Genomic DNA, 14,478 nt, shown 5'->3' on the forward strand with positions numbered 1-14,478 from the left:
CCGAGCACGTCCGTCAATCAGATCTCGATGAAGCGAAGGAGTCTCATGCACGTCCAAATGCTCACGAGTCACGGCCCCCGAGTCGAGCGGATCACCAAGTTGGTGCAGTTAACAGACCAACAACACCATCTGCCTGGACACCGGTGTGGTCTTCGGCGGGAAGATGACCGCGCTGCGCTGGCCGGAACGTGAACTGGTCGACGTACCGGCCGAGAAGGTCTGGTACGAGCCCGTCAAGCCACTGGTGACCGAGGCGCCCGGGGGCCGGGAGGGCAGGCCGCTGGATCTCGGCGACGTACAGGGCCGCCGGATCGTGGAGACCCGGCACATGGGCCGCGTCGCCGTGCGCGAGGAGAACGCGGCCGCCGCGCTCGAAGTCATGAGCCGGTTCGCCGTCGACCCGCAGCTGCTCCCCTACCTCCCGCCCACCATGGCCCCCACCGCCACCTCGCGTGAGGACGGCTTCCTGGAGCACCCGGCCGAGGCGTTCGCGCAGTACGCCAAGGACGGCGTCGGCCGGGTCGTGTGCGAGGAGAAGCACATGGGGTCCCGGGCCGTGGCCCTGGTCTGCAAGGACGCGGCGGCCGCGACCGCACGGTTCGGGACGGAAGGCCCCACCGGAGCGCTCTACACCCGCACCGGCCGGCCGTTCCTCGACGACACCGCGCTCACCGAAAGCGTCCTGGGCCGTTTGCGCACAGCGCTCACCGCCGCCGGGCTCTGGGAGGAGTGGGACACCGACTGGGTGCTCCTGGACGGCGAGCTGATGCCGTGGTCGCTGAAGGCCCAGGGCCTTCTGCGCTCGCAGTACGCCGCCGTCGGCGCCGCGTCCGGTGCGGTCCTCCCGCCCGCGGTCGCCGCCCTGGAGCAGGCGGCCGCCCGGGGCGTCGAGGTGGCGGGCCTCGCCGGACAGCAGCGCGCCCGCGCCCGGGACGCGGCCGCGTTCACCGAGGCGTACCGGCGCTACTGCTGGCCCACCGAGGGCCTGGACGGGGTGCGTCTGGCCCCGTTCCAGATCCTCGCCGTCCAGGGCCGCTCCCTGGCCGCCGTGCCGCACGACGAGCAGCTCGCCTGGCTGGACCGGCTGGTCGAGCACGACCCGACCGGGCTGCTCCAGGTCACCCGGCGGCTCGTCGTCGACACGGGGGACGAGGCCTCCGTGCGCGCGGGCGTCGACTGGTGGCTGGAGATGACCGGGCGCGGCGGCGAGGGCATGGTCGTCAAGCCGCTGGCCGCGCTCGTCCGCGACGGCAAGGGCCGTCTCGTCCAGCCGGGCATCAAGGTGCGCGGCCGGGAGTATCTCCGCATCATCTACGGCCCCGAGTACACCCGCCCGGAGAATCTGGAGCGGCTGCGCTCCCGGTTCCTCGGCCACAAGCGTTCGCTGGCGCTGCGGGAGTACGCCCTCGGCCTGGAGGCGCTGGACCGGCTGGCGGACGGCGAGCCGCTGTGGCGGGTCCACGAGGCGGTGTTCGCCGTCCTGGCCCTGGAATCGGAGCCGGTGGACCCCCGGCTCTGACCTCCGGTTGCCGGTCCCGGCCAACCCGTGGGCGATTCGCGGGGTGAACGGTGCTCCGCCCGGTGAGGATGAAGGCATGGGATTCCATGTCGACTCCGAAGCCGGGCGGCTGCGCCGCGTCATACTGCACCGCCCCGATCTGGAGCTGAAACGGCTCACGCCCAGGAACAAGGACGCGCTCCTGTTCGACGACGTCCTGTGGGTGCGCCGCGCGCGGGAGGAGCACGACGGGTTCGCGGACGTCCTGCGCGACCGGGGCGTCGCGGTGCACTTCTTCGGCGATCTGCTGCGCGAGTCGCTCGACATCCCGGTCGCCCGGCGGCTCGTGCTGGACCGGGTCTTCGACGAGAAGGAGTACGGCCCGCTCGCCACCGAGCATCTGCGGGCGGCCTTCGAGGAGTTGTCCTCGGCGGAGCTCGCGGAGGCGTTGGTCGGCGGGATGACCAAGCGGGAGTATCTGGAGCGGCACAGTGAACCGACCTCGGTCCGCTTCCATGTCATGGACCTGGACGACTTCCTGCTGGGCCCGCTGCCCAACCACCTCTTCACCCGCGACACCTCCGCCTGGATCTACGACGGGGTCTCCATCAACGCGATGCGCTGGCCCGCCCGGCAGCGCGAGACCGTCCACTTCGAGGCGATCTACCGTCACCACCCGCTGTTCACCGGCCCGGAGGCCGGGGTCTTCCACCACTGGTCGGAAGGGCAGGACGACTACCCCTCCACCATCGAGGGCGGTGACGTCCTGGTCATCGGGCAGGGGGCGGTGCTGATCGGGATGAGCGAGCGCACCACCCCGCAGGCGGTGGAGATGCTGGCCCGGGGGCTGTTCGACGCCGGTTCCGCGCGCACGATCGTGGCGCTCGACATGCCGAAGACCCGGGCGTTCATGCACCTGGACACGGTGATGACGATGGTCGACGGCGATACGTTCACCCAGTACGCCGGTCTCGGGATGCTCCGCTCGTACACCATCGAGCCCGGCAGCGGACCCCGCGAGCTGAAGGTCACCGACCATCCGCCCGAGCACATGCACCAGGCCATCGCCGCCGCCCTCGGGCTCGACTCCATCCGGGTGCTCACCGCCACCCAGGACGTGCACGCGGCGGAGCGCGAGCAGTGGGACGACGGCTGCAACGTCCTCGCGGTCGAGCCGGGCGTCGTGGTCGCGTACGAGCGCAACGCCACCACCAACACCTATCTGCGCAAGCAGGGCATCGAGGTCATCGAGATCCGGGGGAGCGAGCTGGGCCGGGGCAGGGGCGGGCCGCGCTGTATGAGCTGCCCGGTGGTGCGGGACCCCGTCGGGGGGCCCGCTCAGGGGACTGTGTAGGCGCCCGCACAGGGGACTGGGCGCAGCCGCTCGCACAAGGGGCTGAATAGAGATGCGGGTGATCGTATAGACTTCCAGTGTTGTCTCGTTTCAGCTGTAGCCGTCAGCCGCCCGACCAGGAGCAGTCATCATGGCCATAGACCTCACCGGCCGCCACTTCCTCAAGGAGCTGGACTTCACCTCCGAGGAGTTCCTCGGCCTGGTCTCGCTGGCCGCCGAGCTCAAGGCCGCCAAGAAGGCCGGGGCCGAGGTCCAGCGGCTGCGCGGGAAGAACATCGCGCTGATCTTCGAGAAGACGTCGACCCGTACACGCTGCGCGTTCGAGGTGGCCGCTGCCGACCAGGGCGCCTCCACCACCTGCCTCGACCCCGCCGGCTCGCAGATGGGCCACAAGGAGTCCGTGAAGGACACCGCCCGGGTGCTCGGCCGGATGTTCGACGGGATCGAGTACCGAGGTGACAGTCAGCGGGTCGTCGAGGAGCTGGCCGAGTACGGCGGGGTCCCGGTCTTCAACGGGCTCACCGACGACTGGCACCCCACCCAGATGCTCGGCGACGTCCTCACGATGACCGAGCACAGTGACCGGCCCGTCGCGGAGATGACCCTCGCCTACCTCGGCGACGCCCGGTTCAACATGGGCAACTCCTACCTGGTCACCGGTGCCCTGCTCGGCCTGGACCTGCGGATCGTGGCCCCCGAGGAGTATTGGCCGGACGCGTCCGTCGTGGCGCGGGCCCGCGAGCTCGCCGAGGCCAGTGGCGCGACGATCACCCTCACCGACGATGTCGCCCAGGGCGTGCGGGGCGCCGACTTCGTCGCCACCGACGTCTGGGTCTCGATGGGGGAGCCCAAGGAGGCGTGGGCCGAGCGCATCGCCGCGCTCGCGCCGTACGCCGTGACGATGGACGTCCTGCGCGCCACCGGCAACCCCGACGTGAAGTTCCTGCACTGCCTGCCCGCCTTCCACGATCTCGGCACCCAGGTCGGCCGGGACATCCACGCCGCGTACGGGCTGACCGAGCTGGAGGTCAGCGACGAGGTCTTCGAGTCCGCGCACTCGGTCGTCTTCGACGAGGCGGAGAACCGGATGCACACGATCAAGGCGGTCCTGGTGGCGACGCTGGCCGGGAAGTAGCCCGCGCGGGCGTGGATACGGGTACGGGGTAGGCGTTCGCATGCTCATACACCCGATTGGGTGAACATGTGCGGCGGTGGTTACGATGTCGCCTCTGGTGGGGTTCGGGCTCGCACGCCCGGACCCCCTTCCCATGTGCGGACCGGGCCCAGGGCTCTCGTACGCGCACGGGAAACGTCCCCCCACCTCGCACCACCCCGTGCACCACCAGAGATGAGAACGTCCGTATGAGCCCCGGTCTGCGCCGCAAGAGTCCCGAACAGCTCATCGCCGAGTCCGGCGGCGATTTGGAGGGCCACGGCCTCAAGCGGACGATGGGCCTCTTCCAGCTCGTCTGCTTCGGGGTCGGCGCCATCGTCGGCACCGGCATCTTCGTCGGGCTGTCCGACAGCGTCGCCGAGGCCGGGCCCGCCGTCGTGATCTCGTTCGTCCTCGCCGCGATCACCTGCATCTTCACCGCCCTCTCCTTCGCGGAGCTGGGCAGCGCGATCCCGGTCTCCGGAAGCTCGTACTCCTTCGCTTACGCGGCGCTCGGCGAGCGCACCGCCTTCCTTGTCGGCTGGTGCCTCCTGCTGGAGTACGGCGTCTCGGTCTCGGCCGTGGCGGTGGGCTGGAGCCAGTACGTCAACGAGCTGCTGAACAGCATCGTCGGCTGGGAACTGCCCGCGGCCCTGTCCTCCGGGCCCGGCGACGGCGGCGCGATCAACCTCCCGGCGATCATCGTCATCGCCATGGCCGCCACCCTGCTGGTGCGCGGCATCCGGGAGAGCGCGACCGCGACCGCCGCCATGGCGGTCCTCAAGATCGGCATCCTGCTGGCGTTCTGCGCCGTGGCCTTCAGCGCGTTCAAGGACGGCAACCTCATGCCGTTCGCGGGCCACGGGCTCGGCGGGATCACCGCGGGCGCCTCGCTGGCGTTCTTCTCGTACATCGGCTTCGACGCCATCACCACCGCGGGCGAAGAGGTCAAGAACCCGCGGCGGAACATCCCGATAGCCATCCTGATCTGCATCGGCGTCGTCACCCTGCTCTACTGCGCGGTGGCGCTCTCCGCCATCGGCGCGATCGGCTCGGACGCCGTCGCCGACAAGCCCGCGGCGCTCTCGATCGTGGTCAACCAGGTCACCGGCTCCGCGATCGGCGGCGGCATCATCGCCTTCGGCGCGGTCGTCGCCATCGCCTCGGTGGTGCTTGCCGTGATGTACGGGCAGACCCGCATCCTGATGTCGATGTCCCGCGACGGGCTGATCCCGCGCGTCTTCGAGAAGGTCTCGCCCAAGACCCACACCCCGGTCGCCAACACCTGGATCGTGGCCTGCGTCTTCGCGGTCCCCGCCGCCTTCTCCTCGCTCGATGTCGTCGTCAACCTGACGACGATCGGCACGCTCGCCACGATGGTCGCCGTCAATGTCGCGGTCGTGGTGCTGCGGCGCCGCCACCCCGAGCTGAAGCGGACCTTCCGGGTGCCGCTCTACCCGGTGAGCCCGCTGCTGGGCGTCGTGTTCTGCCTGTATCTGATGTACGGGACCGGCTGGACGACCTGGGTCCAGTTCGCGGTCTTCCTGGCCGCCGGATCGCTGCTGTACACCGTGTACGGCCGCAAGCGCTCCCGGCTGGTCAGCTCCCCGGCGAAGGACCCGGCTGCGCCGGTATCGCCGGAAGCGTGAACCACACGGCCTTGCCGTGCTCCGTGGTGCGGTGACCGCAGGCGGAGCTGAGGGTCCGGATCAGCAGCAGGCCGCGGCCGTGCTCCTGCCAGGGATCGACCTCGTACCCGGGTCCAGGGCGGGAGAGATCGCCCGGCGGAGCGGGGTCGCGGTCGTGCACCTCGACCTGGCAGCCGGTGGGCAGCAGCTCCACGACCAGCTCGATCGGTTCGCCGCCCCGCGTGTGCTCGACCGCGTTGGCCACCAGCTCGGCGGTCAGCAGTTCGGCGGTGTCGCAGTCGGCCGGGGCGTCGATGTCGGACAGCGCCGTGCGGACGAGAGCGCGGGCGATCGGCACGGCTGCCGTGGAGTGCGGCAGGGCGATACGCCAGGAGGCGGGGACGGGGACATCGGGCGGCACGGCAGGGTTCCGTTCGGGGCGACTTCTCGGGTTCACGTAGTTCTCGTGTCGAGACTTCCTGGTTTCAACCTTACGAACCGCTCCGGCGCAGCCATAGGGGCGGTCGGCCGGAGCAAAGGGGGACTTTCGCCACAACGGTCTCACGGATGCTGTATTGCGACCTCGTGACGGAGGTCACGTACGAGTGATAACTTCGGAGGCGGAACGCGACCCGTGCACGACCGGCAGCCGCTCGATCGCTGAAGGGGACCCCTCCATGAGCCCGTTTCCCAGCTCGGCCCCGAACGCCGAGGAGTGGCGTCACCTCCGGCTGACCCGGGACGACGGTGTGGCCACCGTCACATTCGCCCGCCCCGAGAAACTCAACGCGCTCACCTTCGGCGCGTACGCGGATCTGCGCGACCTCCTCGCCGAACTCTCCCGGGAACGCTCGGTGCGCGCCCTCGTCCTCGCGGGCGAGGGGCGTGGCTTCTGCTCCGGCGGGGACGTCGACGAGATCATCGGCGCCACCCTGACGATGGACGCGGCGCAGCTCCTGGACTTCAACCGGATGACCGGGCAGGTCGTCCGGGCCCTGCGGGAGTGCCCCTTCCCGGTCATCGCCGCCGTCCACGGGGTCGCGGCGGGCGCCGGAGCCGTACTGGCGCTCGCCGCCGACTTCCGGGTGGCAGACCCGTCGGCCCGGTTCGCCTTCCTGTTCACCCGGGTCGGCCTCTCCGGCGGCGACATGGGCGCGGCCTATCTGCTGCCCCGGGTCGTCGGCCTCGGCCACGCGACCCGGCTGCTGATGCTCGGCGACACCGTCCGCGCCCCGGAGGCGGAGCGGATCGGGCTGATCAGCGAACTGGCGGAAGAGGGGAAGGCCGACGAGCGCGCCGCCGAGCTGGCCCGCCGCCTCGCCGACGGCCCCGCCCTGGCCCTCGCCCAGACCAAGGCGCTGCTCACCGCGGAACTGGACATGCCGCTGGCCGCCTCCGTCGAGCTGGACGCCAACACCCAGGCGCTGCTGATGCACGGCGAGGACTACGCGGAATTCCACGCGGCCTTCACCGAGAAGCGGCCCCCGAAGTGGCAGGGGAAGTAGCCGTGGCGGACGCCCCCGAAGGCGCCCGGCGCCCGGTCGCGACGGCCTCCGGCCATGGCTCGCCCCCGCGGCGGATCGCGGTCATCGGCGGCGGCCCCGGCGGACTCTACGCCGCGGCCCTCCTCAAGCGGCTCGGCCCGGCCCGTGAGATCACCGTGTACGAGCGCAACGCCCCCGACGACACCTTCGGCTTCGGCGTCGTGCTCTCCGACGAGACGCTCGGCGGCATCGAGCACGCCGACCCCGAAGCCTACCGGGCGCTGAGCCGCGAGTTCGTCCGCTGGGACACCATCGACATCGTCCACCGCGGCCGCACCCACACCTCCGGCGGCCACGGCTTCGCCGCCCTCGGCCGCCGCCGGCTCCTGGAGATCCTGCACGAGCGCTGCGCCGCCCTGGGCGTCGAACTCCGCTTCCGCACCGAGGCCCCGCCCGCCGCCGAACTGGCCGTCCACCACGACCTGGTGATCGCCGCCGACGGAGTGCACAGCGCCACCCGCGAGGCGCACCCCGAAGCCTTCGGCCCGTCCCTCACCGAGCACCGCAACCGCTACATCTGGCTCGCCGCCGACTTCGCGCTCGACGCCTTCCGCTTCGAGGTCGCCGAAACCCCGTACGGGGTCATGCAGTTGCACGGATACCCCTACGCCGCAGACGCCTCCACCGTCATCGTCGAGATGCGCGAGGAGGTGTGGCGCGCCGCCGGACTCGACACCTGCGACCCGGACGAATCCACCAACCGCTGCGCCAAGTTCTTCACCGATGCACTGGACGGCAGGCCCCTGCGCGGCAACAGGTCCAGCTGGCTCACCTTCCGTACGGTCGCCAACTCGCGCTGGTCGCACGGGAACACGGTGCTCATCGGGGACGCCGCCCACACCGCGCACTTCTCCATCGGCTCCGGAACCAAACTCGCCGTCGAGGACGCCCTCGCGCTGGTCGCCTGCATCGAGGAACAGCCGGACCTGCCCTCCGCGCTGACGGCGTACGAGACCGAGCGCCGCCCGGTCGTCGCCTCCACCCAGCGGGCCGCCGCGGCCAGCCTGCGCTGGTTCGAGGAGCTGGCCACCTACGTCGACCAGCCGCCCCGCCGCTTCGCGTTCAACCTCCTCACCCGCAGCCGCCGGGTCACCCACGACAACCTGCGCCTGCGCGACGCCTCCTTCACCGCCGTCGTCGAGGAGGAGTTCGGCTGCCCGCCCGGCACCCCGCCGATGTTCACCCCCCTCAGGCTGCGCGGCCTCGAACTGCGCAACCGCGTCGTCGTCTCACCGATGGACATGTACTCGGCCACCGACGGGCTCCCCGGTGACTTCCACCTCGTCCACCTCGGTGCCCGAACGCTCGGCGGGGCCGGACTGACCATGACCGAGATGGTCTGCGTCAGCCCCGAGGGGCGGATCACCCCCGGCTGTGCGGGCCTGTGGACCGACGAACAGGCCACCGCCTGGCGGCGGATCACCGACTTCGTCCACACCTCCGCCCCCGGCGCGGCCATCGGCGTCCAGCTCGGCCACTCCGGCCGCAAGGGCTCCACGAAGCTGATGTGGGAGGGCATCGACCAGCCGCTGGAGCACGGCAACTGGCCCCTGTCGGCGGCCTCCCCGCTCCCGTACCGACCGGGCGTCAACCAGGTTCCGCGGGAGCTGGACAGCGCCGGACTGGCCTCCGTACGCGAGCAGTTCACGCAGGCGGCGCGCCGCGCGGCCACCGCCGGTTTCGACCTCCTCGAACTCCACTGCGCGCACGGCTACTTGCTCTCCGGATTCCTCTCCCCACTCACCAACCACCGCGCCGACGCCTACGGCGGCCCGTTGGAGAACCGCCTCCGCTACCCCCTGGAAGTCTTCGACGCGATCCGCGAAGTCTGGCCGGAGGACCGGCCGATGACCGTCCGGATCTCCGCCACCGACTGGGCCGAGGGCGGCACGGAAGCGGAGGACGCCGTGGAGATCGCCCGCGCCTTCGCCGCCCACGGGGCCGACGCCATCGACGTCTCCACCGGCCAGGTCGTCCCCGACGAGCGCCCCGAATTCGGCCGCTCGTACCAGACCCCGTACGCCGACCGGATCAGCAACACCGTCGGCATCCCGGTCATCGCGGTCGGCGCCATCTCCTCCTGGGACGACGTCAACTCCCTGCTCCTGGCGGGCCGCGCCGACCTCTGCGCCCTGGCCCGCCCCCACCTCTACGACCCGCACTGGACCCTCCACGCGGCGGCCGAACAGGGCTACACCGGACCGGGCGCGCCCTGGCCCCTCCCGTACGGCGCGGGCAGCCGCACCCCGCCCACCGGCCGCACGGACGCCCCGAAACCCCGGCTCACCCTGGGATGACCAGGCACTCGTGGCAGCGGCACGGGACGGGTGGGGCACACCGCCCCAGTGCCCCTGCCGGTACCGCACGGCCAGGGCGCCGAGCGGGGCGGCCCGCTCCTCCGCGTACTCCCGGGTGGTCCACGCCTCATCCTGCCCGTCGGGCCGGGACCGGAGCACCCGGATTTCGGCCGGCAGGCCTCACTCCCGGACGAAGCGCTCCCCGGCGTCCCGCAAGCGGTCGTGCAGGCGGCCGAACACCTCTGCCGAGCGCGCGCCCGGCCAGTGGTCCGGGAGGAGTTCCGGGGGGAGGCCCGGGTCGGCGTAGGGGAGTTGGCGCCAGGAGTCCAGGGCCAGGATGTAGTCCCGGTAGGCGGCCTGGGGGCGGGGTGCGGTGTCGGGGGGTGCGCTCGACTCCCAGTCCCGCAGGACCGGTTCGTGCAGTTCCAGGAAGTCGTGGTGGAGGCGGGCCACCGCATCCAGGTCCCACCAGCGGGCCACCGACTCGCGGGTCGGCGTGAAGCCGAGGTGGTGGCCGCGGAACAGGTCGACGTACGGGGCCAGTTCGAGGCGCTCCAGTGTGTGGCGCGTCTCCTCGTAGAGGCCGGCGGGGGCGATCCACACGCCGGGCGCCGCTGTGCCGAAGCCCAGCCGCGCCAGCCGCGAGCGCAGCACATGCCGCTTGCTGCGTTCCGCCTCGGGCACCGAGAACACTGCGAGGACCCAGCCGTCGGCGAGCCGGGGCGCGGGGTGCCGGTAGATGCGGCGGTCGCCGTCGTCCAGCAGCTGGCGGGCGTCCGGTGACAGGGCGTAGCCCGCCGAGCCGTCCGCCGCGCGGGCCGCGACCAGCAGCCCGCGCCGCTTCAGCCGAGAGACGCAGGAACGTACGGAGGGGGCGTCGACGCCCACGGCGTGCAGCAGACGGATCAGCTCGGCCACCGCGAACGGGGCGTCGTCGGAGGGACGACCGTAGGCGCCGTACAGCGTGACGATCAGGGAACGGGGGGTGCGCAGCTCGGCCACCTGATCACTCTAGGGCCTGTCGTTCGGGTCAGCCCGCGGGCCCGGGATGCTCCGAACGGAAGGCCCTATGCCGTGTCTTCCCGGAGCAGGAACCGCTGGAGCTTGCCGGTCGCGGTGCGCGGGAGGGCGGTGTGGAAGACGAAGACGCGCGGGCATTTGTGCGGGGCCAGGTTGGCCTTCATATGGGCGCGCAGCGAGTCCGCCGTCTGTTCCGAGCCCTCCGCCAGCACCACGTGCGCCACCACGATCTCGCCGCGCAGTTCGTCCGCCCGGCCCACCACGGCGGCCTCAGCGACCGCCGGATGGCGCAGCAGGGCGTCCTCCACCTCGGGGCCCGCGATGTTGTACCCGGAGGAGATGATCATGTCGTCGGCGCGGGCCACGTAACGGAAGTAGCCGTCCGGTTCGCGGACGAACGTGTCACCGGTCAGGTTCCAGCCGTGCCGGACGTACTCCGCCTGGCGCGGGTCGGTGAGGTAGCGGCAGCCGACCGGGCCGCGCACGGCGAGCAGCCCCGCCTCGCCGTCGGGCAGCTCCTCGCCGTGCTCGTCCACCACCCGGGCCTGCCAGCCCGGCACGGGGACGCCGACGGTGCCGGGGCGGATGGCGTCGTCGGCGGCCGAGATGAAGATGTGCAGCAGCTCGGTGGCCCCGATGCCGTTGATGATGCGCAGCCCGGTCGCCTCGTACCAGGCCTGCCAGGTCGCCGCGGGCAGGTTCTCCCCGGCCGAGACGCAGCGCCGCAGCGCCGAGAGGTCGTGGCCGTCCAGCTGGCCGAGCATCGTGCGGTAGGCGGTCGGCGCGGTGAACAGGACCGACACCCGGTGCCGCGCCAGCGCGGGCAGCAGTTGCCGCGGCCCCGCCTGCTCCAGGAGCAGCGTGGACGCCCCGGCCCGCAGCGGGAAGACCAGCAGCCCGCCCAGGCCGAAGGTGAAGCCCAGCGGCGGGCTGCCCGCGAACACGTCGTCGGGCCGCGGGCGCAGCACCTCGCGGGAGAAGGTGTCGGCGATGGCCAGCACGTCCCGGTGCAGATGCATACAGCCCTTGGGGCGGCCGGTCGTCCCCGAGGTGAACGCGATCAGTGCCACCTCGTCGGCCGCCGTGTCCACCGCCCGGTAAGGGCCGGAGCCGGAGTGCGCGGCCGCCAGCCGGGTCAGGTCGTCGGGCGCGTCCCCGCCGAACAGGGTGATCCGCAGCCCGTCGACGCCCGCCTCGATCAGGTCCTTCTCCGCCCGGGCGTCGCACAGCGCGTGACCGGTACGGGCCAGCGAGCAGACGGTGGCCAGCTCCGTTGCCCGGGCCTGCGCCAGTACGGTGACGGCGACGGCGCCCGCCTTCATGACGGCGAGCCAGCAGGCGGCCAGCCAGGGTGTGGTGGGCCCGCGCAGCAGTACCCGGTTGCCCGGCGCGATCCCCAGGTCCTCGGTCAGCACATGCGCGATGCGGTCCACCGTCTCCCGCAGCTCGCCGTAGCTCCAGACGCTCCCGTCACCCGAGCGCAGCGCGGGGCGGTTCGCTCCCCGTTCCGCCACGGTGCGGTCCAGCAGCTCGTTCCCGCAGTTCAGCCGTTCGGGGTAACGCAGCCGGGGGTCGTCCAGGAGCAGCTTCGGCCACTGCTCGGGCGGCGGCAGATGGTCGCGTGTGAACGTGTCGGTATGCGCACCGGCGACGCGTACGGACGCGCCTTCGGCGGCTGTGGGCGTGTTCGGCGAGGAATTCGGCTCCATGAAGGATCGCCCCCTTGTCGCCTCTGGAGCGTATCGTTTGGGTGACGGTAGTCAACGGTCCGCGATAGGGCGCGACGCGGCAAGGTGTGACGCGACAAGGCAGTGACGCGAAAAGTGCAGGGACGAGACAAGGCAGACGCGACAAGAGAGGCGCCGCCATGACGGCATTCTCCCTCGAACCCGAACAAACCGCATGGTGCGAAGAGCTGCGCACCCTCGCCGAACTGGAGTTGCGCCCGCTGGCGGAGAAGGGCGAGCCCGGGCGCGTCAACCGGCCGCTGCTGGCGGCGCTCGGCGAGCTGGGGCTGCTCGGCCGGATGTTCGGATCCGGGGCGCTCGACCTGTGCCTGCTGCGCGAGTCCCTGGCCCGGGGCTGCACCGAGGCCGAGACCGCCCTCGCCCTCCAGGGGCTCGGCGCCACCCCGATCGTCCAGGCGGGCACTGCCGCCCACCGCGAGGCCTGGCTCCCCGAGGTCCGGGCCGGACGCGCCGTCGCCGCGTTCGCGCTGAGCGAGCCGGGCGCCGGGTCCGACGCGGCGGCGCTGAGCCTGGCCGCCGATCCCGCCCCCGGCGGCTGGCGGCTCACCGGAGAGAAGTGCTGGATCTCCAACGCCCCGGAGGCCGATTTCGCCGTGGTCTTCGCCCGGACGACCCCCGGCGCGGGCTCCCGGGGCATCACGGCGTTCCTGGTCCCCTCCGACCGCCCAGGACTCACCGGCTCCGCCCTCGACATGCTCTCCCCGCACCCCATCGGCACCCTGGAGTTCGACGGCGTACCGGTCACCGCCGACGACGTCCTCGGCGAACCCGACCGGGGCTTCCGGGTCGCCATGAACACCCTCAACCTCTTCCGCCCCAGCGTCGGCGCCTTCGCCGTGGGCATGGCCCGCGCCGCCCTCGACGCGACCCTGGAGCACACCGCCCACCGCACCGCGTTCGGCGGCCCCCTGAGCGACCTCCAGGCCGTCTCGCACCAGGTCGCCGAGATGGCCACCCGCACCGAGGCCGCCCGCCTCCTCGTGTACGCGGCGGCGGCCGCCTACGACGCGGGGGAGAGCGGGGTCCCACGCCGCGCGGCCATGGCCAAGCTGTACGCCACGGAGACCGCGCAGTACGTCGTCGACACCGCCGTCCAGCTGCACGGCGCCCGCGCCCTGCGCCGCGGCCATCTGCTCGAACACCTCTACCGCGAGGTCCGGGCGCCCCGGATCTACGAGGGCGCCAGCGAGGTGCAGCGCGCCATCATCGCCAAGGAGCTGTACGCGACAGCGGCACAGCAAGCCGTCTCCCCGAACCAGGAGCCGTCCGTATGAGTCCGTCCCACCGGATCAACCCGGCCGAACTCTCCCCGCCCACCGGCTTCTCGCACGCCGTCGTCGCCACCGGCGGCCAACTGGTCTTCCTCGCGGGGCAGACCGCGCTCGACCCGGACGGCAAGGTCGTCGGAGCCACCCTGCCGGACCAGTTCGCCACCGCCCTGGGCAATCTGCTCACCGCCCTCCACGCGGCCGGCGGCGCCCCCGCCGATCTGGCCCGGGTCACCGTCTACGCCACCGACATCGCCGACTACCGGTCCCACGCCCCCGAGCTGGGCCGGATCTGGCGCCGGCTCGCGGGGCGCGACTACCCGGCGATGGCCGTCATCGGCGTGGCCCGGCTCTGGGACGAGCAGGCGATGGTCGAGATCGACGGGGTCGCGGTCCTGCCGTGAGCGCCCTCGCGCGCCGAGCGCCGATCCTCTCGTGCGCCGGGTGCCCCCGAGTCGCGGCCCGGGGGCACCGGCGCGAGGCTTGGGAGGTCAGGATGCCGAGCCGCCCAGGAGAGTCAGCGGTGCCCAGTCGGTCGACCCCGCCCCCGCGCCCCGCCGCCCGGTCCTACGACGGCGAGGGCATCGTCGTCGGCTTCGACGCGCGCCGCTGCCTGCACGCCGCCGAGTGCGTGCGCGGGCTGCCCGCCGTCTTCGAGGTCGGCCGCAGGCCCTGGATCCTCCCCGACAACGCCCCCGCCGACGAGGTCGCCGACGTCATCCAGCGCTGCCCGAGCGGGGCCCTCCAGTACCACCGCACCGACGGCATGCCCGACGAGGTCCCCGACGTCCCCACCCACGTATCGCTCCACGCCGACGGAGTGCTGCACCTGCGCGGAGACCTCGAAGTCGCCACCCCGTACGGTCCGCACCACGAGACCCGGGTGATGCTCTGCGGCTGCGGCGCCACCGGGAACACCCCGTACTGCGACCACAGCGGACCCTGCGCCGGACACGGCTGAGACGACT

At 72.1% G+C, this 14,478-nt stretch carries 11 protein-coding genes and 1 pseudogene; 9 read left to right on the forward strand and 3 right to left on the reverse strand.

The window, feature by feature from the left end:
* Positions 1-118: 118 nt before the first annotated feature.
* From CIB93_RS23010 to CIB93_RS23025, 4 genes and pseudogenes are all read left to right on the forward strand, one after another.
* A pseudogene (locus tag CIB93_RS23010) lies at positions 119-1,519 on the forward strand (polynucleotide kinase-phosphatase); the annotation flags it as partial.
* A 76-nt stretch (positions 1,520-1,595) separates the two neighbouring features.
* Positions 1,596-2,852 (forward strand): arginine deiminase, encoded by a 1,257-nt coding sequence (locus CIB93_RS23015; RefSeq protein ID WP_096629460.1) that lies wholly within the window; start codon positions 1,596-1,598, stop codon positions 2,850-2,852.
* 130 nt (positions 2,853-2,982) lie between these two features.
* Positions 2,983-3,987 carry an ornithine carbamoyltransferase gene (gene argF / locus CIB93_RS23020; RefSeq protein ID WP_096629461.1) on the forward strand — a complete coding sequence of 335 codons (1,005 nt, stop codon included), beginning with the start codon at positions 2,983-2,985 and terminating at the stop codon, positions 3,985-3,987.
* A gap of 227 nt (positions 3,988-4,214) precedes the next feature.
* Positions 4,215-5,654 carry an amino acid permease gene (locus CIB93_RS23025; protein ID WP_096629463.1) on the forward strand — a complete coding sequence of 480 codons (1,440 nt, stop codon included), beginning with the start codon at positions 4,215-4,217 and terminating at the stop codon, positions 5,652-5,654.
* Here CIB93_RS23025 and CIB93_RS23030 read toward each other — a convergent pair.
* On the reverse strand, positions 5,605-6,054 hold the full coding sequence (locus CIB93_RS23030) for an ATP-binding protein (protein WP_096629464.1): 450 nt from the start codon (positions 6,052-6,054) through the stop codon (positions 5,605-5,607). The two genes, CIB93_RS23025 and CIB93_RS23030, sit on opposite strands and share 50 nt — an antisense overlap.
* A 256-nt stretch (positions 6,055-6,310) precedes the next feature.
* Between CIB93_RS23030 and CIB93_RS23035 the strand changes: the two genes are divergently transcribed.
* On the forward strand, positions 6,311-7,138 hold the full coding sequence (locus tag CIB93_RS23035; RefSeq protein ID WP_096629466.1) for an enoyl-CoA hydratase family protein: 828 nt from the start codon (positions 6,311-6,313) through the stop codon (positions 7,136-7,138).
* Complete coding sequence (locus CIB93_RS23040; protein ID WP_373558793.1) at positions 7,123-9,474, forward strand: bifunctional salicylyl-CoA 5-hydroxylase/oxidoreductase; 2,352 nt, start codon at positions 7,123-7,125, stop codon at positions 9,472-9,474. Before CIB93_RS23035 ends, CIB93_RS23040 begins: the two co-directional genes overlap by 16 nt.
* 180 nt (positions 9,475-9,654) lie before the next feature.
* Here CIB93_RS23040 and CIB93_RS23045 read toward each other — a convergent pair whose 3' ends face one another.
* Both CIB93_RS23045 and CIB93_RS23050 read right to left on the reverse strand, forming a co-directional pair.
* Positions 9,655-10,476 carry a PaaX family transcriptional regulator C-terminal domain-containing protein gene (locus CIB93_RS23045; RefSeq protein WP_096629467.1) on the reverse strand — a complete coding sequence of 274 codons (822 nt, stop codon included), beginning with the start codon at positions 10,474-10,476 and terminating at the stop codon, positions 9,655-9,657.
* A 65-nt stretch (positions 10,477-10,541) separates the two neighbouring features.
* Positions 10,542-12,203 carry an AMP-binding protein gene (locus tag CIB93_RS23050; protein WP_096629469.1) on the reverse strand — a complete coding sequence of 554 codons (1,662 nt, stop codon included), beginning with the start codon at positions 12,201-12,203 and terminating at the stop codon, positions 10,542-10,544.
* A gap of 158 nt (positions 12,204-12,361) precedes the next feature.
* Between CIB93_RS23050 and CIB93_RS23055 the strand changes: the two genes are divergently transcribed.
* From CIB93_RS23055 to CIB93_RS23065, 3 genes are all read left to right on the forward strand, one after another.
* Positions 12,362-13,516: an acyl-CoA dehydrogenase family protein gene (locus tag CIB93_RS23055; protein ID WP_096629470.1), complete on the forward strand. Its 1,155-nt coding sequence runs from the start codon at positions 12,362-12,364 to the stop codon at positions 13,514-13,516.
* Complete coding sequence (locus tag CIB93_RS23060) at positions 13,513-13,914, forward strand: RidA family protein (protein WP_096629472.1); 402 nt, start codon at positions 13,513-13,515, stop codon at positions 13,912-13,914. The genes CIB93_RS23055 and CIB93_RS23060 overlap by 4 nt, the downstream gene beginning before the upstream one ends.
* Positions 13,915-14,006: 92 nt before the next feature.
* A complete protein-coding gene (locus CIB93_RS23065; RefSeq protein ID WP_096629473.1) occupies positions 14,007-14,471 on the forward strand; it encodes a (4Fe-4S)-binding protein in 465 nt (154 codons plus the stop codon).
* Positions 14,472-14,478 lie beyond the last annotated feature (7 nt).

This window comes from Streptomyces sp. WZ.A104 (assembly GCF_002382885.1).
Taxonomy (GTDB): domain Bacteria; phylum Actinomycetota; class Actinomycetes; order Streptomycetales; family Streptomycetaceae; genus Streptomyces.

Excerpts from the sequence above, each read along its gene's own strand:
- CIB93_RS23015 (WP_096629460.1), top strand. The coding sequence starts at position 1,596 with ATGGGATTCCATGTCGACTCCGAAGCCGGGCGGCTGCGCCGCGTCATA.
- argF (WP_096629461.1), top strand. The coding sequence starts at position 2,983 with ATGGCCATAGACCTCACCGGCCGCCACTTCCTCAAGGAGCTGGACTTC.
- CIB93_RS23025 (WP_096629463.1), top strand. The coding sequence starts at position 4,215 with ATGAGCCCCGGTCTGCGCCGCAAGAGTCCCGAACAGCTCATCGCCGAG.
- CIB93_RS23035 (WP_096629466.1), top strand. The coding sequence starts at position 6,311 with ATGAGCCCGTTTCCCAGCTCGGCCCCGAACGCCGAGGAGTGGCGTCAC.
- CIB93_RS23050 (WP_096629469.1), bottom strand. The coding sequence starts at position 12,203 with ATGGAGCCGAATTCCTCGCCGAACACGCCCACAGCCGCCGAAGGCGCG.
- CIB93_RS23055 (WP_096629470.1), top strand. The coding sequence starts at position 12,362 with ATGACGGCATTCTCCCTCGAACCCGAACAAACCGCATGGTGCGAAGAG.
- CIB93_RS23060 (WP_096629472.1), top strand. The coding sequence starts at position 13,513 with ATGAGTCCGTCCCACCGGATCAACCCGGCCGAACTCTCCCCGCCCACC.
- CIB93_RS23065 (WP_096629473.1), top strand. The coding sequence starts at position 14,007 with ATGCCGAGCCGCCCAGGAGAGTCAGCGGTGCCCAGTCGGTCGACCCCG.